The sequence below is a fragment of the Arthrobacter sp. QXT-31 genome, from assembly GCF_001969265.1.
In the GTDB taxonomy this organism is placed as follows: Bacteria; Actinomycetota; Actinomycetes; order Actinomycetales; family Micrococcaceae; genus Arthrobacter.
This window is the reverse complement of sequence record NZ_CP019304.1, coordinates 4,444,640-4,463,707: the sequence shown is the minus strand read 5'-3', so window position 1 is coordinate 4,463,707 and position 19,068 is coordinate 4,444,640. Positions and strand designations below refer to the sequence as shown.

Here is a 19,068-nt window from a genome sequence, read left to right as displayed (position 1 = left end):
GGCGTCAGCACCCGGTGAGATGCCGCTTCGGCCGCTCCTGCCGGTAGTAGTGGCGGGACACTTCGTGGAATCCTGCCCGGGAGTAGAGCTCCCGGGCAGCGGTGTTCGACGCCATCACCAGCAGCCAGTAGCCGGCCATCCCCCGCGCCGCGCCTTCCCGGAACAGAGCCTCCTGGACCCGCGCGGCATAGCCGCGGCGCCGGGCCTCGGGCCGGGTGGCCATACAGTACAGTCCGCCCCAACTCCCTGCTGTACCGGGAACAAGGGCAAGGCGTCCGACGGCGGCCGGCTGGCCGCCGTCGTCCCTCACCAGGGCGTACAGCGACGGGCAGCCGCTGAGGATGGCGCGGGCGGTCTCCAGCTCCTCGGCGCCGCCGCGGCCGTCCACGGACCACCACAGGTCCAGCCATTCAGCCGATGGTTGCTCCGCGATTTCGAGGCCGGAACCGGCATCAGCTGTAGTGCCACCGCCGGGGACCGTGTCAGCCGCACGAACCATGACCAGCGTCTCGGATTGCCGGGTGAACCCTTCCGCGTCCAGAACGGCGTTCAGGGCGGCGCTGCCGGGTGTGTCGAAGACCTGAAAGATCACGGGCAGGCGGCGGCCGCGGTACCAGCTTCGGGCATCGCGGAGCGCCGCGAGCCGTTCATCCCCCGTCCCCTGGGGCTCCGAGCGGGGCCAGATGGAGTTCGCACGCTGGGTCACGCCCCCGGCCGCGCGGAGAACCCAGCCGCCGGACACCTCCCGGTCCGGTGCGGGCCAGGCTGCATCCATGACGGCTTCCAAATCGGGCAGGACAGCATCCGGCTGGGCGGTGTCCCCCACAGCACTCCTTCGTCAAACGGCAGGAGGCCCCCCGGCATCTGCAGTCCAGATCCGGGGAGCCTCCTGCTCCTGGTTAAGCTTCGCGACCGTCTATGCGGTCAACTCCGGCTCACTTTTCCTCGGGCTTCTTCGCTTCGGGCTTCCTGGCCTCGGGCTTGAAGTCCACGCCGGCCTCCTTGCGCTGCTGCGAGGTGATCGGAGCCGGAGCGTCCGTCAGCGGGTCGTGGCCGCCGCCGGACTTCGGGAAGGCGATGACGTCGCGGATGGAGTCAACGCCGGCCAGCAGCGCAACGACGCGGTCCCAGCCGAAGGCGATGCCGCCGTGCGGCGGGGCACCGTACTTGAACCCCTCCAGCAGGAAGCCGAACTTCGTCTGGGCATCGGCCTTGTCCAGGCCCATGAGCTCGAATACGCGCTCCTGGACGTCACGTTCGTGGATACGAATGGATCCGCCGCCGATCTCGTTGCCGTTGCAGACAATGTCGTAGGCGTAGGAGAGGGCGGATTCCGGGTCCTGGTCAAAGGAGTCCAGGAACTCGGGCTTCGGCGAGGTGAAGGCGTGGTGCACGGCGGTCCACTGGCCGGTACCGACCGCCACGTCGCCGGAGGCCACCGCGGCAGCGGCGGGTTCGAACATGGGGGCGTCAACCACCCAGCAGAAGGCCCAGGCGTTGGGGTCGATCAGGCCGGTGCGGTGCCCGATTTCGACACGGGCAGCACCCAGCAGCGCGCGGGACGGGGTCTTCTCGCCGGCGGCGAAGAAGATGCAGTCGCCGGGCTTGGCACCGACGGCGTCGGCCAGGCCGGCGCGTTCGGTCTCGGTGAGGTTCTTGGCCACCGGGCCGGCGAGCTCGCCGTCCTCCTTGTAGAGGACGTAGGCCAGGCCCTTGGCGCCGCGCTGCTTGGCCCATTCCTGCCAGGCATCGAGGGCGCGGCGGGCCTGTGAGGCACCGCCGGGCATGACGACGGCGCCGACGTAGGGCGCCTTGAAGACACCGAAGTTGGTGTCCTTGAAGAACTCGGTCAGCTCGGTCAGTTCCTGGCCGAACCGCAGGTCCGGCTTGTCCGAGCCGTAGCGGGCCATGGCGTCGGCGTAGGTGATGCGCTGGATCGGCGTCGGAATTTCGACGTCGATCAGGTTCCAGACGGCCTTCACGATGTTTTCACCCAGCCGGATGATGTCATCCTGCTCCACGAAGCTGGCTTCGATGTCGAGCTGCGTGAACTCGGGCTGGCGGTCCGCGCGGAAGTCCTCATCGCGGTAGCAGCGGGCGATCTGGTAGTACTTCTCGAAGCCGCCCACCTGCAGGAGCTGCTTGAACAGCTGCGGCGACTGCGGCAGCGCGTACCAGGAACCAGGCGCCAGACGGGCGGGGACCAGGAAGTCACGGGCGCCTTCCGGCGTCGAACGCGTCAGGGTCGGCGTTTCGATTTCGACGAAGCCCTCTTCGTGGAGCAGCTCGCGCGCCACGCGGTTGGCCTCGGAGCGGAGGCGGATGTTGCGGCTGGGGCCGGGACGGCGCAGGTCCAGGTAGCGGTGCTTGAGCCGGGCTTCCTCGCCGACCTCAACGTGCTCGTCGATCTGGAAGGGCAGCGCGTCGGCGGTGTTGAGGATGACCACCTTGTCCGCCATGACCTCAACGTCGCCCGTGGCCAGGGCAGGGTTCTCGTTGCCTTCCGGGCGCTTGGAGACCGTTCCGGTCACCTGCAGCACATATTCGTTGCGCAGCCCGTGGAAGACCTCTTCCTCACGGACCACCACCTGCGCCACGCCCGAGGCGTCACGCAGATCGACGAATGCGACACCACCGTGATCACGACGGCGGCCGACCCAGCCTGCCAGGGTTACGGTTTGTCCAATGTGCTCGGAACGAAGGGATCCGAGGTCATGTGTGCGCAGCACAGCATTCCTTTCAGAAGGAAGACAGAATGAAGTTCAAATACGATCGTTGCGGAAACGATCCCGTCCGAGTTTACCCGTTTGAAAGGTTCCTGCCCTGCATGACCAAGCACCAGCAGCTGCAACGAAGGCTGGGTGTGGCCGACGCAACAGCCATCGGCCTCGGATCCATGCTCGGCGCCGGCGTTTTTGTCGTCTTCGCCCCCGCCGCCCGGCTGGCCGGAAACCTGCTCCTGGTGGCCATCGCCCTGGCCGGGGCCGTGGCCTACTGCAACGCCGTCGCCTCGGCCCAGCTCGCGGCAAAATATCCGCAAAGCGGCGGCACCTACGTCTATGGCCGGAAGCAACTTGGCGAGTGGCCCGGGTTCCTCGCCGGCTGGGGTTTCGTCACCGGCAAGTCGGCCTCCTGCGCGGCCATGGCCTTCACCTTCGGCCAGTACGTCGCACCGGGGTTCGCCACCCCCGTGGCCATCGCGGCGGTCGCGGCACTGACCGGCGTGAACCTGCTGGGCATCACCCGGACCGCTTTCCTGACGCGCATCCTGCTGGCCGTGGTTCTGGCGACCCTTGCCTTCGTCGCCACGGCGAGCATCCTGGGACCGCACGTGTCCGGCGGCGCTGTGTCAGAGCAGCCGGACAGCGCCTGGGGCATCCTGCCCGCTGCGGGTCTGGTGTTCTTCGCCTTCGCCGGTTACGCACGTATTGCCACGCTCGGCGAGGAGGTCAGGGACCCGGCGCGGGTCATCCCCCGTGCCATCCTGGGCGCCCTGGCCGGCGCCCTGGTGATCTACCTGCTGCTGGGGGCCCTGCTGCTGGCGCATCTTCCCGTGGATGTGCTGGCCTCCTCTGCCGCGCCGCTGCTCGACGCGGTGCAGCAGTCCCGGCTGTCCGCCGGGGCACCGGTGGTCCAGGCCGGCGCCGCCGCCGCTTCGCTCGGCGCACTGCTGGCCCTCATCACCGGCGTGGGGCGCACAGCCATGGCGATGGCCCGGGAACGCGATCTGCCCGGCCCCCTGGCGCGCGTGGGCGGACGCCACACGGTGCCGGTGACCGCCGAACTGTCAGTGGCCGCCGTCGTGGTTCTACTGCTGGTGACCACCGATGTGCTGACAGTGGTCGGCTTTTCCAGCTTCGGCGTCCTGCTGTACTACGCGGTCACCAACGCCGCAGCGTTCACGCTCCAGGACCGGCCCCGGCACGCGCCCAAATGGCTCAACGCCGCCGGGCTGGCCGGGTGCCTGGTTCTGGCCTTCACGTTGCCGCCGGCCTCGGCGCTGGGCATGGCGGCTGTGATGGCCGCCGGGCTGTTGGGACGGGCAGTCGTGCTTCGCGTGCGGAAGCTCAGGAAGCGGGTGCGGCGATGACCTGTACGTGGATGTCCTCGTCAGACGGCGTCCAGGTCGCCGGATCGGCGTCGACCTGCACGCCGGAGCGGATGTCCTTCACCTGGTGCTTGCCGTCCTCGTCCGTGAACCAGACGAAGGGGATGCCGCGCTTGTCCGCGAACTTGATCTGCTTGCCGAACTTCTCCGCCTTGGCGGCCACCTCGGCAGAGATGCCGCGGCTGCGCAGCTCCGTGGCCACGTCCTGGGCTTCTCCCCAGCTTTCGTCCGAGGTAAGCGCCACGAACACCGCCGTAGGCACGGAACGGGAAGCCTTGGCCAGGTCCTGGCTGAGGATGCGCGAGACGAGCCGGGTCACGCCGATGGACAGCCCGACGCCGGGGAACTTCCGGTTGCCCTTGCTGGCGAGGGCGTCGTAGCGGCCGCCGGAGCAGATCGAGCCGAGCTGCTCGTGCCCCACCAGGACGGTTTCGACGACGGTTCCGGTGTAGTAGTCCAGGCCGCGGGCGATGCTGAGGTCGGCAACAACCTTGCCCGGAACCCGCTTTACGGCGGCCTCGATCACCTGCTCGAGTTCGTTCAGGCCCTCCTCCAGGAGGTCGTCGCTCACCCCGAGCGAGCGGACCTGCGCCACGAAGGAGGTGTCCTCGGTCCGGATGCTGGCCAGCTTCAGGGCCGCCTGCGCCTGCTCGTCGGTAGCGCCAAGCTCGGCCTTGAGCAGCTCAGCCACCTTTTCCGGGCCGATCTTTTCCAGCTTGTCGATGCTGCGCAGCACTCCTGCGGTGTCGGTCAGGCCGATGCCGCGGTAGAAGCCCTCGGCCAGCTTCCTGTTGTTGATCCGCAGCCGGAACTCCGGGATGGGGAGGGCGCCCAGCGCCTCGGCGATGACCAGGGCGATCTCGACGTCGTAGCGGAAGGGCAGCTCGCCGTCGCCCACCACGTCGATGTCCGCCTGCGTGAATTCGCGGGCACGGCCCTCCTGCGGGCGCTCCCCGCGCCAGACCTTCTGGATCTGGTAGCGGCGGAACGGGAAGGCCAGGTAGCCGGCGTTTTCCACGACGTAGCGGGCGAAGGGAACGGTCAGGTCAAAGTGCAGGGCAAGGGCGTGGGGATCGTGCTTGCCCTTGGATTCCTCCCCTTCATCGTCCTGCAGCCGGCTCAGGCCGTACACCTCTTTGTCGATCTCGCCCTTCCGCAGAAGCTGTCCCACGGTTTCCACGGCGCGGGTCTCGATCGAGGTGAAGCCGTGCAGCTCGAAGGTGCGGCGCAGCGAGTCCAGGACATGCTGCTCCACCAGCCGCTCCTCGGGAAGCCACTCGGGGAATCCGGACAGGGAGGCGGTGCGTGCCATGGTGGAGTTTCTCCTCAGGTAAACGAAGGCCGGAGCCGCTGCGCTCTGTTCCGCGTCGCCGTTTGACTCACACGGCGGCGGCAGCGGCGGGAGTCCAGCCTCTTCTGCATAAACTTATTGCGGCAGTCAGTTTATGCTTTCGGCGCCTGCATCTCTAATGCGGCGGGCCGGGCTCTGGCGGGCTGCCGCTGTTTCAAATTTGACGCAGCGCAATCTGCTGCCGGGGGTGCCTTCAGGGGCTTGCCCGGCGCGGCAGTCCGATCGATGAGGAGGACCCGTGGCGGCCAGTCCACGCGAAACACGCGAAGCCAAGCGGCGCATCCAGCAGATGGAGGCCAAACGCGAGCTTCGCCGTGACCAGGAGAAGCGCCGCAAGCGGGACAATCTGGCAGCAGGAAGTGCAGGGGCTGCAGCGGTGGTGCTCGCCGTCGTGCTTCAACTGACTGTATTCGCCGGAAACCCGACCGAAGAGGAATTCGCCGCCGCTGAAGCGGGCCTGGCCACGCCGTCCGCCTCCCCTTCCGCGTCGGCGACCCCCTCGGCCACGCAAACCAACGCTGCGAACATCCCCAAGCCGGCGACTGCGGCCGGCAAGACGTTTACCGGCTCACTGACGCTGAACAGGGGCACCGTGGGTGTGCAGCTGGACGGCACCAAGGCGCCGCAGGCGGCCGCCGTGTTCAAGTCCCTCGCCGACCAGGGCTACTACAAGGGCGTCAGCTGCCACCGCCTCACCACTGCCGAGAACTTCGGCGTCCTGCAGTGCGGTTCCAAGACCGGCGACGGCCAGGGCGACCCCAACTACACGTGGGGACCGTTGGAGAACACGCCGGCGGACAACAAGTACCCGGCAGGCACCATTGCCGTGGCCCGCACGGGCAACAACGCCTACGGCAACGGCACGCAGTTCTTCATCGTCTACAAGGACACCGTCATCCCGGCCGACTCCGCCGGCGGCTACACCATCGTGGGCAAGGTGACCTCGGGCCTGGACGTCGTAACGAAGATTGCGGCTGCCGGTCTTAAGACGGTCGAAAGTGGCACAGACGGCGCACCTGCGGAAGCAGTCACGATAGACTCATTTTCTCTGAAGTAGGAAGCCTGCGGCGCCAGCGGCCACGGGCAGCTTATGAACGAGTATTTTCCTCCAAGCGAAAGACTTTTAGCGGTGACAGACAGTCAGAAATCCGACGAAACAGCAGCCGAAGTGACCGAGGTCCAGGCTTCCCCCGAATCTGTGGATCCCGAATCTGTGGATGCAGCACAGTCCGTGGAAGCGGCACAGCCTGCGCAGGCTGCCGAGCCAGCGGACGCGGCACAGCCCGAACAGGCTGTCGAGGCCCAGGCTGGGCAGGAAAAGCCGGCACCCAGCCCCGAGCCGGCTGCCGAGCCGGAGGCTGCGCAGGAAAAGCCAGCACCGTCACCGCGTCCGACGCCGGCACCCCGGCCCGCGCCCACGCCCGCGGCGTTTGCCGCCCGGCCCAAGGCCGGCCCCGCTGCCACCGTGACGCCGGTGCAGGCTCCCCCCGCCACCTCGCTGGCCGAAGCCGCCCGCTGGGGCCGCGTTGAGGGCGACGGGCACGTCTTCCTGACCATCGACGGCGAAGAACACCCTGTCGGGCAGTACCCGGACGTTAGCAACGACGAGGCCCTGGCCTACTTCGCGCGGAAGTACGACGACGTCGTCGCCCAGATTGTGCTGCTGGAACAGCGCGTGGCCTCGAAGGCCCCCACCACTGACATGCAGAAGACCGTGACGCACCTGCGCGAGCAGCTCGCCGAGCGGAACATGGTGGGCGACATCCGTTCCGCCGAGGGCCGGCTGGACACGCTGTCCACGCAGATCACGGAGCTTGAGAAGGCGGAGAAGGCCCAGCATGACGCCGTCCGCGCCGCCGAACTGGCTGCCCGCGAGTCCATCGTGGCCGAGGCCGAGGCGATCTCCGGAACCGATCCGGCCCAGGTTCAGTGGAAGACGTCCAGCGCACGCATGAACGAGCTGTTTGAAAGCTGGAAGGCGGCGCAGAAGAGCGGCGTACGGCTGGGCCGCAGCAACGAGGACGCCCTGTGGAAGCGTTTCCGTGCAGCCCGGACCGTCTTCGACCGGCACCGCCGCGCCTACTTCTCCCAGCTGGACAGCAACAACTCGGCGGCAAAGGCTGCCAAGGAGAAGCTGATCGCCGAGGCTGAGGCACTGTCCACGTCGACGGACTGGGGCTTCGCCGCCGGGGAATACCGCCGGCTGATGGACGAATGGAAGGCATCGCCGCGCGCCAGCCGCAAGGATGACGACGCCCTGTGGGCCCGGTTCCGCGCCGCCCAGGACGTCTTCTTCAGCTCCCGCCAGGCCGCCAACGATGAAATCGACCAGGAGTACGCCGCCAACCTCAAGGTCAAGGAGGCGCTCCTCGAGGAGGCTTCGGGCATACTTCCGGTCAAGGACATCGCCGCCGCCAAGAAGGCCCTGCAGTCCATCCACGACCGCTGGGAAGAGGCAGGCAAGGTTCCGCGCGCGGACATGGGCCGGATTGAGGCCGGGCTGCGCCGCATCGAGGACGCGGTCCGCCAGGCTGAGGACGAGAAGTGGCAGCGCTCCAACCCGGAGACCAAGGCCCGCACCAACAGCGCCCTGAGCCAGCTCGAATCCGCCATCGCCGGGCTGAAGGATGACCTGGCTGAGGCAGAGAAGGCCGGCGACCAGCGCAAGATCAAGGCCGCGAAGGAAGCCCTGGAAGCCCGCCAGGCGTGGCTGGACCAGATCCAGCGTTCGGCGAGCGAGCTCTCCTAAGCAGCACGAGCTCTCCTAAACACCACCAGGAAAGGTCCCGTTCCGGTTATCCACATAGCCGGGGCGGGGCCTTACCCGTTGGTACGTTTCCGGGCAGGATGACGGAATGGCACCGTTCTCCCATCCTCCTTCTTCCCAGGCACCGGTTTCCCGGCCCCCTGTTTCGCCGGCGCCTGTGACTCGGGCACCCGTGCCACAGTCGCGGGGCGATTCCCCGCCCGCGGACTCCCCCGCACAGCTGCTGGAGCTCTATTCGCCGGGGCTGCCGTTCACCTGGCCGGAACTTCAGTCGATGGCGGCCGACGGCGTGCTGACGCAGCTCTACCAGCACGGCTACACCCTTCCCGGGACTGCGGCTTCCCCGCAGCTGCGGGCACGTGCCGCCGCGTACGGGGTGCCTGCACCCGTACGACGGCGGGTGGTGGCGGGCCGGATGACGGCTGCCTGGATTTATGGCTGCGCCCGGGAACCGGACCGGCTGGCCCTGCTGGTGGACGCCAAACGCCGGATCTCCAGCCTTCGCTCCACCCGGGGCTGCACCCTCCACGAGGTCCGGCTCGGCCCGTTCGACGTCGTGAGCCTGGGCGGCCTGATGGTCTCGAGCCCGCTCCGCACGGCGCTGGACATCGCACTGCATGTGGATGCCGAGAGGGCTGTTCCCGCGTTGCGGCTGCTCCTGGCGAAGCCAGAACTCGATGTCAGGCTCCGGCTCCTGGTTCTTGCGGTGGAGGCGATGCCCCGGCTGCCGCACAAGAATGCGGCGCTGGAGAAACTCTCGCAGTTAGCCTCTCCGGCGGTTGCCGGTGGTCCGGTAGACGTCGAACACCCCGTCAATCCTCCGCACGGCACTGAGCACGTGGCTGAGGTACTTGGGGTCCCCCATCTCGAAGGCAAACTTTGAGATCGCCACACGGTCCGTGGACGTGTGGACGCTGGCGGCCAGGATGTTCACGTGGTTGTCGGAGAGCACGCGCGTCACGTCGGAGAGGAGCGACTTCCGGTCCAGCGCCTCCACCTGGATCTCCACGAGGAACACGCTGGACTGCGTGGGCGCCCAGTCGACGTCGACAATCCGGTCCGGCTGGTCCTTCAGCCCGGCAACGTTGGTGCAGTCCGTCCGGTGCACCGACACACCCGACCCGCGCGTCACGAAGCCGAGGATCGGGTCCGGCGGCACGGGGGTGCAGCAGCGGGCCAGCTTCACCCATACGTCGCCCACACCGCGGACCACCACGCCGGAATCGGAGAACCGGGCCTTGCTGACCTGGGTGGGGATGCTGACTTCGGTGAGGTCGTCGTCGGGCGTTTCGTTGCCGCCGAGGCTCTCGACGAGCTTCTCCATGACGGACTGTGCGGAGGTGTGGCCGTCGCCCACGCCGGCATACAGGCCGGCAATGTCCACGTACTTGAAGTCCTCGGCCACGGCGGCCAGTGCATCGTGCGTCATCAGGCGCTGCAGCGGAAGGTTCTGCTTCCGCATGGCGCGGGTCAGCAGCTCCTTGCCGCGGTCGATCGCCTCTTCGCGGCGTTCCTTGCTGAACCACTGCCGGATCTTGTTCCGTGCCCGGGCGCTCTTGACGAAGTGCTGCCAGTCCTGGCTGGGGCCGGCCCCTTCGGCCTTCGAGGTGAAGATCTCCACCCAGTCGCCATGGTTGAGCTCGCTGTTGAGCGGGACGAGCTTGCCGTTGACCCGGGCCCCGATGGTGCGGTGGCCCACCTCGGTGTGCACCGCATAGGCGAAGTCCACCGGCGTCGAGCCGGCGGGCAGCGCCATGACCTCGCCCTTGGGGGTGAAAACGAACACCTCGCGCGCGTTGATCTCAAACCGGAGCGAGTCCAGGAATTCGCCGGGATCGGACGTCTCCTGCTGCCAGTCCACGAGGGAACGGAGCCAGCCCATGTCTCCGTCGCGTGGGCTCCCCGGCCCGGTGGCGGTCCGGTTCGGCTGGTCCTTGTACTTCCAGTGCGCTGCCACACCGTACTCGGCGCGCCGGTGCATCTCGTGCGTCCGGATCTGGATTTCAACCGGCTTGCCGCCGGGGCCGATGACCGTCGTGTGAAGCGACTGGTACATGTTGAACTTTGGCATCGCGATGTAGTCCTTGAACCGGCCCGGCAGCGGGTTCCAGCGCGAATGCAGGGTGCCCAGGGCCGCGTAACAGTCGCGGACCGAGTCCACCAGGACCCGGACGCCCATGAGGTCATTGATGTCGTCGAAGTCTTTGTCCCGGACGATCATCTTTTGGTAAATCGAGTAATAGTGCTTGGGCCGGCCGGTGATCGTGGCCTTGATCCGTGCCGTGCGCAGGTCGTCCGCGATCTGGTTGCGGATCACGCTGAGGCTCTTCTCGCGCTCCGGGGTCCGGTCGCCCACCATCCGCACAATTTCCTCGTACACCTTCGGGTAGAGCGCCGCGAAGGACAGGTCCTCGAGCTCCCACTTGATGGTGTTCATGCCGAGCCGGTGCGCCAGCGGCGCAAAGATTTCCAGCGTTTCCCGGGCTTTGCGGGCGGACGATTCAGCGGAGACGAACCGCCACGTGCGGGCATTGTGCAGCCGGTCGGCGAGTTTGATCATCAGGACGCGGATGTCCTTGGCCATGGCCACAACCATCTTGCGGACGGTCTCGGACTGGGCGGCCTCGCCGAAGCTGACCTTGTCCAGCTTGGTGACGCCGTCAACCAGCATGGCCACCTCGGAACCGAAATCGGCCCGGAGGTCCTCGAGCGTGTAGGGCGTATCCTCGACAGTGTCATGGAGCAGCGCCGCCGCCAGCGTGGTACCACTGAGTCCCAGCTCGGCGAGGATAGTGGCTACGGCGACCGGATGCGTGATGTAAGGGTCACCGCTCTTGCGTTTCTGGCCGCGGTGGCTTTGCTCCGCGACCACGAAGGCCCGCTGGATGAGGTCGAAGTCTTCCTTCGGGTTGTTCGCCCGGACGGTCCGCAGGAGCGGTTCCAGGATGGGCGAGTAGGTCGCGGTGCTCCGGCCCGTCAGCCGTGCAAGGCGGGACCTGGTGCGCTCACGCCGGCCCGGGAACGTGGGCCGGACGCCGGAACTGTCCACGGGCACGCCCGGCCCCGGGCGTCCGCCAGCCACCAGGCCAGTCTGCTGTCCCTGGCCCGGACCGTTGCCTCCGGCCGCCGTTGGCGCCGACGTCGAACGTTCTTCCAATGAAGTACCCCTCACGACCCGTTTAATTATCCCAGTGTATTCCCGCTGCGTACCCGACCGATAACCGCGTCCATCACCTGGAGGTGGCCGAACCCGGGTGGCCCGGCCCGGACAGGCACATTGCGGTTAAAGCAAGACCGGATGCCGTCGCGTGACGGCATCCGGTCCGGGTGCAGGTGCCTAGGCTTTTGCCGGCTCTGCGGCGTCAGCCTTGGCGGCGGCGTCCGTGCGGCGCTGCTTGACGCGCTGGGCCTGCTTGACCAGCGGCGCCTCTCCCTGGCGCAGCCAGGCATACATCGGCGCAGCGATGAAGATCGTCGCCGCGGTGCCGATCAGGATCCCGACGAACAGGGCCAGCGAAAGGTCGCGCAGCGTTCCGGCGCCCAGCAGGCCGGCCCCGATGAACAGGATGGCACCGACCGGAAGGATGGCAACCATCATGGTGTTGATGGACCGGACCAGGGTCTGGTTGACTGCCAGGTTGACTTCCTCGCCGAAGGTGCGGCGCGTGGAGGAGTCGATGTCGGCCGTGTTTTCACGGATCTTGTCGAACACCACCACGGTGTCATACAGCGAATAGCTGAGCACCGTCAGGAAGCCGATGATCGCCGACGGTGTGACCTCGAAATCGCTGAGGGCGTAGACGCCGGCGGTGATGAACATAGTGACAAGCATGCCGATGATGGCCGACAGCGACATCTTCCAGGTCCGGAAGTACAGTGCCATCAGGACCGTCGCAAGTGCCACGAAGACCACGAGGCCTATCAGGGCCTGCTTGGTGACGTCAGCACCCCACGTCGGACCCACGAAGGTTGAGGTGACCTCGTTGTCGGTCACGCCGTAAGCCTTGGTCAGGCCCTCCTTGATCTTGAGGGTCTCGTCGTCGCTGAGCTTGTCCGTCTGGATCCGCATGGTGGTGCCGGCGACGTTGGCGACGCGGGGCACGCTGCCGGGAACGACGTCGTGGACCGCCTTCTCGCCCAAAGCGGCTTCGGTGGTCTTGACGTTGGACACGGTGAACTCGGAGCCGCCGCGGAACTCGATGCCCAGGTTGAACCCGCCCTTGACGGCCGGAATCAGGATGGACAGGGCAACCGCGACGGCGGCCACGAGGAACCAGATTTTCTTGGTTCCGACGAAGTCGTAGGAACGCTTGCCCGTGTAAAGCTCGTTACCGAATTTCGCGAAATTGGACATTACTTGCCCTCCTTGGCCGGGCCCTTGGAGGAACCGGCGAGCTGCTCCTGCTGCTCCGCGCGGCGGCGTTCAGCGATGGTCATCCGGCGCTCAGCCTCAGCAGCGGCGCCGGTGTTCTTGGCGCGCACCACGGACGGCTTGTCCTCGGGGCTGCGGAGCCTGCCGGCGCCGCGGTAGAGCGGCACCGCGCCGAGGCGCTCGGGGTCAAGACCGGAGAACCTGTGCCCCTCGCCGAAGAACCGGGTCCTGGCCAACTGCTGCAGGGTCGGGTGAGTGAACATGAACACGACGATGAGGTCGGCGATGGCGGTGAGGCCGAGCGTGAAGGCAAAGCCACGCACGTTGCCGACGGCCACGAAGTAGAGCACGAGGGCGGCGAGAAGGTTAACCGCCTTGGATGCCAGGACGGTCCGTTTTGCGCGCTTCCAGCCGTTCTCCACCGCGGATACCAGGCCGCGGCCTTCGCGGAGCTCGTCACGGATTCGTTCGAAGTAGACGATGAACGAGTCCGCGGTCTGGCCGATGGCCACGATAATGCCGGCCACACCGGCGAGGGACAGCCGGTAGTTCTCGGTCCAGCCGAGGATGGCAATGGCAAGGTAGGTGAGAGCACCCGCCACCACCAGCGACGCGATGGTGACGAAGCCTAGCGCCCGGTATTGGAACAGGGAGTAGACAACCACGAGCAGCAGGCCGATCATGCCGGCCAGCAGGCCCATCCGGAGCTGCTCACCGCCGAGGGTGGCCGAAATCTGCTGCTCGCTCTGGATGTCGAAGCTGATGGGCAGGGCACCGAACCGCAACTGGTCGGACAGGACCTTGGCTGACTGCTCGGTAAAGCCGCCAGTGATCTGGGGACGGCCGTCGGTGATAACAGCCTGGGTCCGCGGAGCGGAAATCACCTGGTCATCCAGGACGATGGCGAACTGGGACTTGGGGTCGGAACCGCTCTCACCCCCCGCGGCGACGTAGAACTGGTTGAGGCGTTCGGTGACCGTCTTGAACTTGGCCGTGCCCTCGGCGTTGAACTGGATGTTCACAGCCCAGTCGTTGGTGACGGCACCCTGCGCGCCCTGCTGCAGCTGGAAGGTGGAGCCCTGGATGTCCACGCCCTTGACCTCCACCGGGCCAAGGATGTACTTGATCGCGGGTGTCTGGTCAGTGGCAGGCTCGCAGGTGACCAGCGGCTTGGCGGGGTCGGAACGTTCCTGCTTGTCCTGGGCCGGGTTGTCACAGTCAAGGGCTTCGAACTGCTTCTGGACGTCCGCAGTGATCCAGTTCGAATCGCTGGCGTTCGTGGGCTTGGCGGTCGGCTTCGGCAGTTGGGCAGCGGGTGTCCGCTGGTCGGCAGGTACCGGTGCACCTGCGCCCGCGACGAGGACGGGCCGGAAGTTCATGTCCGCGGATGCCTGGATGAGGGCGCGGGTCTCCGAAGACGGAGTTCCCGGCAGGCTCACCACCACGTTGCGGCCGGACTGGGTGCTGATCTCAGCCTCAGCGACACCGGAGCCGTCCACACGCTGGCGGATGATCGCCACCGCCTGGTTGAGCTGCTCCTCGTTGATATCCGAGCCACCCTCAACCTTGGGCGCCAGGATCATCTGCGTGCCGCCCTCCAGGTCCAGGGCAAGCTTCGGGCTCCAGCTGGCCACCCCGGACATTGTGCCGCCCGCAAGGACGGCAGTCATGGCAGCCAGGATTACGCCAAGCCAGACCAGCACCCGAAGGGATGGTTTATTGCGGCCAGTTCGTGCCATTGCCTATCTTTCTATTAATTGCGGAGGGCCGCCGGGGCGAGAATGTCGCATCCGGCGGCTCCGCAGCCGTAGACAGCTGTACTGTGCGGAAGCAGCTGTACAGCGCGGAAGCGGCGGACTAGATGTCCTTCTTGCCCTCGTCGTTGAGGCGCTTGAGGGTTTCATCCGGAGTCTCGGTGGACGTGCCCGTCTTGTGCTCGGTGGGCAGCTTGTCCTCAGGGGCCAGCGAGTCGCCGGCCGTCAGCGCCGACGCGTCGTCGGGAACGGCGTGGGCTTCGGCGGCGGGTTCAACGATCTTGGTCACGGCCTGGCGGTGGACGGTGGCAAGGTGGCCGGGCGACAATTCCAGGACAACCTTGTTCTCCGCCTCATCGATGGACACGATGCGGCCGAACAGTCCGAAGCTGGTCATGACCTCGATGCCGGGAGCGAACTGCGACTGCAGCTGCGCCTGCTGCTGCTGGGTCTTCTTGTTGCGGCGGAACATCATGAAGATGAACACGCCGAGCATGACGAACAGCAGAATGGTCATGATGTCGATGCCGCCGCCGGCCTGCGGCTGGGCCTGGGCCTGGACACTAAATACTGCGAGCAAGTGAGTTCCGTTCTGTACTTACGTAGCTGGTTGACAGCGACGTCCGCTTTGTACCGGGCTGCCCGCCCGGACGCGGGGGAACCGGCCGCGGGCGGCCCGCCGGAGCGGGACACGGAAACAAAGCCCGGACGTGCCGAGCGTCTTTCCAGTCTAGAGGGAAAAGCTGGGAGGGCGCTCCTATTGGTTGCTGGAAACCCATTCAGATGACGATTCCTCATCACCGGGTTCGGCTCCGAAAAGATCCAGGGTTTCCTGCCCGAACACCCCTGCCGGCACTGCCAGTCCAAGGTGGGTCCAGGCCGGGGCCATGGCAATCCGGCCACGCGGCGTCCTGCCCAGCAGCCCTTCCCGGACCAGGTACGGCTCGGCGACCGTCTCCACGGTCTCCGGCTCCTCCCCCACGGCGATGGCCAGGGTGGACAGGCCCACCGGGCCGCCGCCGAACTTGGTGATCAGGGCTTCCAGCACGGAACGGTCCAGCCGGTCCAGCCCCCGCTTGTCCACTTCATACATGTCCAGTGCGGCGGAGGCCGAGCGGGCATCAATCTGTTCGATGCCATGGACCAGGGCCCAGTCCCGGACCCGCCGCAGCAGCCGGTTGGCAATACGGGGGGTTCCGCGGGAGCGGCCGGCGATTTCCGTGAATCCGGCGGAGTTCACCTTCAGGTCGAGGAGGCCGGCAGACCGACGCAGCACGAGCTCAAGCTCCTCCACCGAATAAAACTCCAGGTGGCCGGTAAACCCGAAGCGGTCCCGGAGCGGACCCGGCAGGAGCCCGGCGCGCGTGGTGGCGCCCACCAGCGTGAAGGGCGGCAGCTCCAGCGGAATGGCCGTGGCGCCGGCGCCTTTGCCCACCACGATATCCACACGGAAATCCTCCATGGCCATGTAGAGCATTTCCTCCGCCGGGCGGGACATGCGGTGGATTTCGTCGAGGAACAGGACTTCCCCCTCGGAGAGCGAGGAAAGGATGGCAGCCAGGTCACCGGCGTGCTGGATGGCCGGGCCGCTGCTGATCCGCAGCGGAGCGTTCATCTCCGAGGCGACAATCATGGCGAGGGTGGTCTTGCCCAGTCCCGGAGGGCCGGAAAAGAGCACATGGTCTGCGCTGCGGCCGCGCATCCGGGATGCCTTCAGCACCAGGGAAAGCTGCTTGCGGACCCTGTGCTGGCCGACGAAGTCGTCGAGATTCTTGGGCCGGAGCGCCGCCTCAATGGCCCGCTCCTCCGGCTCTTCTCCCCCGGCGACCAGGGACGGTTCAGCCACGGCTGCCTACCCTGTTGCCCGCCCGGGCGCCGTCCTGGCCGAGCCAGCGCAGTGTGGTGCGCAGGATCTCGGCAACATTGCCTTCGCCTGCGAGCTCGGGGGCGTCCGCCAGGGCCTTGTCGATGCTGCCCGTGGCGTCCTTCTCCGACCAGCCCAGGCTGGTCATGGCAGCAACCACCTGCGGCTTCCAGAGCTCCTCAGCGGAAACCGCCGGCGCTCCGGCCGGAGTTGCCGTGCCGTGCGGAACCAGCTTTCCGGCGAGTTCGAGGACGATGCGGCCGGCCACCTTCGGGCCGATGCCCGGCACCGTGGTGAAAGTTTTGCTGTCGCCGGTGTGCGCCGCCACGCGGATTGCCTCGGGATCGTGCACGGCGAGGACGGCCAGGGCGAGCCGCGGGCCCACACCGCTGACACTGAGCAGAACGTCGAAAACTTCCCGCTCGTCGTCGTTCGCGAAACCGAACAGGGTCAGGGAGTCCTCCCGGACGATCAGGGACGTGAACAGCTTCCCCTCCTCGCCGGTCCGCAGCTTGCTGAGCGTCTGGGGAGTGGCCTGGACGCTCATGCCGGCACCGTTGAGGTCGATAACAGCGGTGGACAGTCCGACGTGCGCCACGGTTCCGCGGAGAAAACTGATCAAGGCCGGGGCTCCTGAAGTTGCGCCGGCAAAAACCGACTATCCGAACATATCTACGAATACCCTAGCAAGGGCCTGCGACATTCAGCGTGCACGGCGCGCCTTGGCCTCCGCCTCGGCCCAGGCGCGCTGCGCGGGCGTCAGCGACTGGTTGCCTGAACCGCGGGTCGCGCCAGCACTGCTGCCCGCTATCGAGGCACCGCTGCCGGCCCGCCAGGCGTGCGTAATGGCAAGGGCCAGGGCATCCGCCGCGTCCGCGGGCCGCGGCGGGGCGTCCAGCCTGAGAATCTTGGTGACGAGCTTGGTGACCGCGTCCTTGTTCGAGGAGCCGCTGCCGGTCACGGCCGCCTTCACCTCCGACGGCGTGTGCAGCGCCACCGGTATGCCGCGCCGGGCAGCGGCGGCGATGACGACGCCGGAGGCCTGCGCCACGCCCATGACCGTGCTGACGTTCATCTGCGAGAACACCCGTTCCACCGCCAGCACGTCCGGCTCATAGCGGTCGAGCCAGTCGTCGACGGCGAGGGCGATCACCAGCAGCCGCTGGTCGAGCGTCTCCTCCGGGGAGGTGCCCACTACGCCGACTGCCACCATTGTGGCTCGGCGGTTCTTTTCGACGTCGACTACGCCGATGCCGCAGCGGGTCAGTCCGGGGTCGATGCCCAGTACGCGCAGCGTCACGTGCAACCGCCCCGGTACGCTACGCGGGAAATCACTCGGCTTCCAGGGCTGCCTGAACTTCGTCGCTGAGGTCAGCGTTGCTGTAGACGTTCTGGACGTCGTCGAGGTCCTCAAGGGCGTCCACGAGCTTCATGAACTTCTTGGCGGCGTCCAGATCCAGCGGCACCTCCATGGAGGGCACGAACTCGGCCTCGTCGGTGTCATATTCGATCTCGGCTTCCTTAAGCGCGTCGCGGACGGCCTGCAGGTCCTTCGGCTCCGAGTGGATCTCGAAGGTGTCCCCGTTGTCCTTGACCTCTTCGGCACCGGCATCCAGCACCGCCATCAGGACGTCGTCCTCGGTGAGGTCGTTCTTGGGCAGCGTCACAACGCCCTTGCGGGTGAACAGGTAGCTGACGGAGCCGGGGTCGGCGATGGTGCCGCCGTTGCGGGAGATGGCCAGCCGGACTTCGGATGCCGCGCGGTTCTTGTTGTCGGTAAGGCACTCGATCAGCAGCGCGGAGCCCTGCGGCCCGCGGCATTCGTACATGATCTCCGTGTAGTCAACGACTTCACCGGTGAGCCCGGCACCGCGCTTGATAGCGCGGTCGATGTTGTCGTTGGGAACAGACGTCTTCTTGGCCTTCGTGACCGCAAGTTCGAGTCCGGGGTTGCCGGAGAGGTCGGGACCGCCCATGCGCGCCGCGACTTCAATGTTCTTGATCAGCTTGGCAAACGACTTTGCACGGCGGGCGTCGATGACGGCTTTCTTGTGCTTGGTCGTTGCCCATTTGGAGTGGCCTGACATGCTTTACGCTTCTCCTCTGATCATGCGGATAAAAAGTTCATGCACGCGCTTCTCGCCCGTCACTTCCGGATGGAAGGAGGTGGCCAGCAGCTGGCCTGAACGCACTGCAACAATTCTAGCCGTCCCCTGCAGGTCGGCCGCGTGGGAGGCGTGCTCCGGGTCGGCGGGTTCCACCTGGGCCAGAACCTCAACGCCGGGTCCCACGCGTTCCACCCAGGGGCCCCGGATGAACACCGCGTGAACCGGCGCCACGCCCTGTTCGGTGGCGCTGAATTCCAGGCCCTTGAAGTCGAGGTCGGTTTCGAAAGACTCGCGCTGCCGGCCGAAGGCGTTGCGGCGCACAGTGATATCCAGGCCGCCGAACGTCTGCTGGGGATTGCCCGCGAGGTCGGCGGCGGGGTCGGCGATGTCGTGCGCCAGCAGGATCATGCCCGCGCAGGAGCCGTACACCGGCAGGCCTTCGGCGATGCGCTGCCGCAGCGGTTCGGCGAGGTCGAAGGCGCGGGCCAGCTTGTCGATGGCCGTTGACTCGCCGCCGGGAATGATGAGCCCGTCGAGTCCGTCGAGCTCCGCGGGGCGGCGGACACCCACCCCGGCGGCGCCGGCGGTCTCCACCGCGCGCAGGTGCTCACGGAAGTCGCCCTGGAGCGCCAGAACACCGATGCGCAGGCCAGCCCCGGGTTTTTCGGGCACGTCGGCCGGGCGCGGAAGGGCGCTGGAAAGGGAATTGGTCATCTAAACAGCATAGTGTCCCGGGCGTGTACC

At 66.9% G+C, this 19,068-nt stretch carries 16 protein-coding genes; 4 read left to right on the top strand and 12 right to left on the bottom strand.

All coding sequences use genetic code 11. The features are described 5' to 3' along the window. Window positions 1-4: 4 nt before the first annotated feature. Window positions 5-826 (bottom strand): GNAT family N-acetyltransferase, encoded by an 822-nt coding sequence (locus BWQ92_RS20400; protein ID WP_442856736.1) that lies wholly within the window; start codon window positions 824-826, stop codon window positions 5-7. A 109-nt stretch (window positions 827-935) separates the two neighbouring features. Beyond that, window positions 936-2,729 carry an aspartate--tRNA ligase gene (aspS, locus tag BWQ92_RS20395; RefSeq protein WP_076802722.1) on the bottom strand — a complete coding sequence of 598 codons (1,794 nt, stop codon included), beginning with the start codon at window positions 2,727-2,729 and terminating at the stop codon, window positions 936-938. Window positions 2,730-2,827: 98 nt separating this feature from the next. Between aspS and BWQ92_RS20390 the strand changes: the two genes are divergently transcribed. After that, window positions 2,828-4,090, top strand: coding sequence for an APC family permease (locus BWQ92_RS20390; RefSeq protein ID WP_076803862.1), 1,263 nt, complete (start codon window positions 2,828-2,830; stop codon window positions 4,088-4,090). On the opposite strand, the gene hisS is transcribed toward BWQ92_RS20390, so the two are convergent. Next, window positions 4,068-5,420, bottom strand: coding sequence for a histidine--tRNA ligase (gene hisS, locus BWQ92_RS20385; RefSeq protein WP_076802720.1), 1,353 nt, complete (start codon window positions 5,418-5,420; stop codon window positions 4,068-4,070). The two genes, BWQ92_RS20390 and hisS, sit on opposite strands and share 23 nt — an antisense overlap. Window positions 5,421-5,697: 277 nt before the next feature. Here hisS and BWQ92_RS20380 point away from each other — a divergent pair, with 277 nt between their 5' ends. From BWQ92_RS20380 to BWQ92_RS20370, 3 genes are all read left to right on the top strand, one after another. Further along, on the top strand, window positions 5,698-6,516 hold the full coding sequence (locus BWQ92_RS20380) for a peptidylprolyl isomerase (protein ID WP_076802718.1): 819 nt from the start codon (window positions 5,698-5,700) through the stop codon (window positions 6,514-6,516). 72 nt (window positions 6,517-6,588) lie between these two features. Continuing rightward, complete coding sequence (locus BWQ92_RS20375) at window positions 6,589-8,208, top strand: DUF349 domain-containing protein (RefSeq protein ID WP_076802716.1); 1,620 nt, start codon at window positions 6,589-6,591, stop codon at window positions 8,206-8,208. Window positions 8,209-8,398: 190 nt separating this feature from the next. Then, entirely contained in the window at window positions 8,399-9,109 is a 711-nt protein-coding gene (locus BWQ92_RS20370; protein WP_236783014.1) for a type IV toxin-antitoxin system AbiEi family antitoxin, read from the top strand. On the opposite strand, the gene BWQ92_RS20365 is transcribed toward BWQ92_RS20370, so the two are convergent. The 9 genes from BWQ92_RS20365 to pdxT all read right to left on the bottom strand — a co-directional run bounded on the left by BWQ92_RS20365 (window position 8,990) and on the right by pdxT (window position 19,038). Beyond that, window positions 8,990-11,383, bottom strand: a complete 2,394-nt coding sequence (locus BWQ92_RS20365) for a RelA/SpoT family protein (RefSeq protein ID WP_076802714.1) — start codon at window positions 11,381-11,383, stop codon at window positions 8,990-8,992. The genes BWQ92_RS20370 and BWQ92_RS20365 overlap by 120 nt on opposite strands. Before the next feature lie 180 nt (window positions 11,384-11,563). Continuing rightward, window positions 11,564-12,580, bottom strand: coding sequence for a protein translocase subunit SecF (gene secF, locus BWQ92_RS20360; protein ID WP_076802712.1), 1,017 nt, complete (start codon window positions 12,578-12,580; stop codon window positions 11,564-11,566). Beyond that, complete coding sequence (gene secD, locus BWQ92_RS20355) at window positions 12,580-14,337, bottom strand: protein translocase subunit SecD (protein WP_076802711.1); 1,758 nt, start codon at window positions 14,335-14,337, stop codon at window positions 12,580-12,582. Before secD ends, secF begins: the two co-directional genes overlap by 1 nt. Before the next feature lie 118 nt (window positions 14,338-14,455). Next, window positions 14,456-14,869, bottom strand: coding sequence for a preprotein translocase subunit YajC (yajC, locus tag BWQ92_RS20350; protein WP_076803861.1), 414 nt, complete (start codon window positions 14,867-14,869; stop codon window positions 14,456-14,458). Between the two features lie 240 nt (window positions 14,870-15,109). Next, window positions 15,110-16,198 carry a Holliday junction branch migration DNA helicase RuvB gene (gene ruvB / locus BWQ92_RS20345; RefSeq protein ID WP_076802710.1) on the bottom strand — a complete coding sequence of 363 codons (1,089 nt, stop codon included), beginning with the start codon at window positions 16,196-16,198 and terminating at the stop codon, window positions 15,110-15,112. Further along, entirely contained in the window at window positions 16,191-16,838 is a 648-nt protein-coding gene (gene ruvA, locus BWQ92_RS20340) for a Holliday junction branch migration protein RuvA (protein WP_076802709.1), read from the bottom strand. The genes ruvB and ruvA overlap by 8 nt, the downstream gene beginning before the upstream one ends. 81 nt (window positions 16,839-16,919) lie before the next feature. After that, window positions 16,920-17,516, bottom strand: coding sequence for a crossover junction endodeoxyribonuclease RuvC (gene ruvC, locus BWQ92_RS20335; RefSeq protein WP_076803860.1), 597 nt, complete (start codon window positions 17,514-17,516; stop codon window positions 16,920-16,922). Window positions 17,517-17,547: 31 nt separating this feature from the next. Beyond that, complete coding sequence (locus tag BWQ92_RS20330) at window positions 17,548-18,303, bottom strand: YebC/PmpR family DNA-binding transcriptional regulator (protein WP_076802708.1); 756 nt, start codon at window positions 18,301-18,303, stop codon at window positions 17,548-17,550. Between the two features lie 3 nt (window positions 18,304-18,306). After that, a complete protein-coding gene (gene pdxT / locus BWQ92_RS20325; protein ID WP_076802707.1) occupies window positions 18,307-19,038 on the bottom strand; it encodes a pyridoxal 5'-phosphate synthase glutaminase subunit PdxT in 732 nt (243 codons plus the stop codon). Window positions 19,039-19,068 lie beyond the last annotated feature (30 nt).

Bases quoted from the DNA above. Each gene is read 5' to 3' on its own strand.
- hisS (WP_076802720.1), bottom strand. From the start codon at position 5,420: ATGGCACGCACCGCCTCCCTGTCCGGATTCCCCGAGTGGCTTCCCGAG.
- yajC (WP_076803861.1), bottom strand. From the start codon at position 14,869: ATGACCATTCTGCTGTTCGTCATGCTCGGCGTGTTCATCTTCATGATG.
- BWQ92_RS20330 (WP_076802708.1), bottom strand. From the start codon at position 18,303: ATGTCAGGCCACTCCAAATGGGCAACGACCAAGCACAAGAAAGCCGTC.
- secF (WP_076802712.1), bottom strand. From the start codon at position 12,580: ATGTCCAATTTCGCGAAATTCGGTAACGAGCTTTACACGGGCAAGCGT.
- BWQ92_RS20390 (WP_076803862.1), top strand. From the start codon at position 2,828: ATGACCAAGCACCAGCAGCTGCAACGAAGGCTGGGTGTGGCCGACGCA.
- pdxT (WP_076802707.1), bottom strand. From the start codon at position 19,038: ATGACCAATTCCCTTTCCAGCGCCCTTCCGCGCCCGGCCGACGTGCCC.
- secD (WP_076802711.1), bottom strand. From the start codon at position 14,337: ATGGCACGAACTGGCCGCAATAAACCATCCCTTCGGGTGCTGGTCTGG.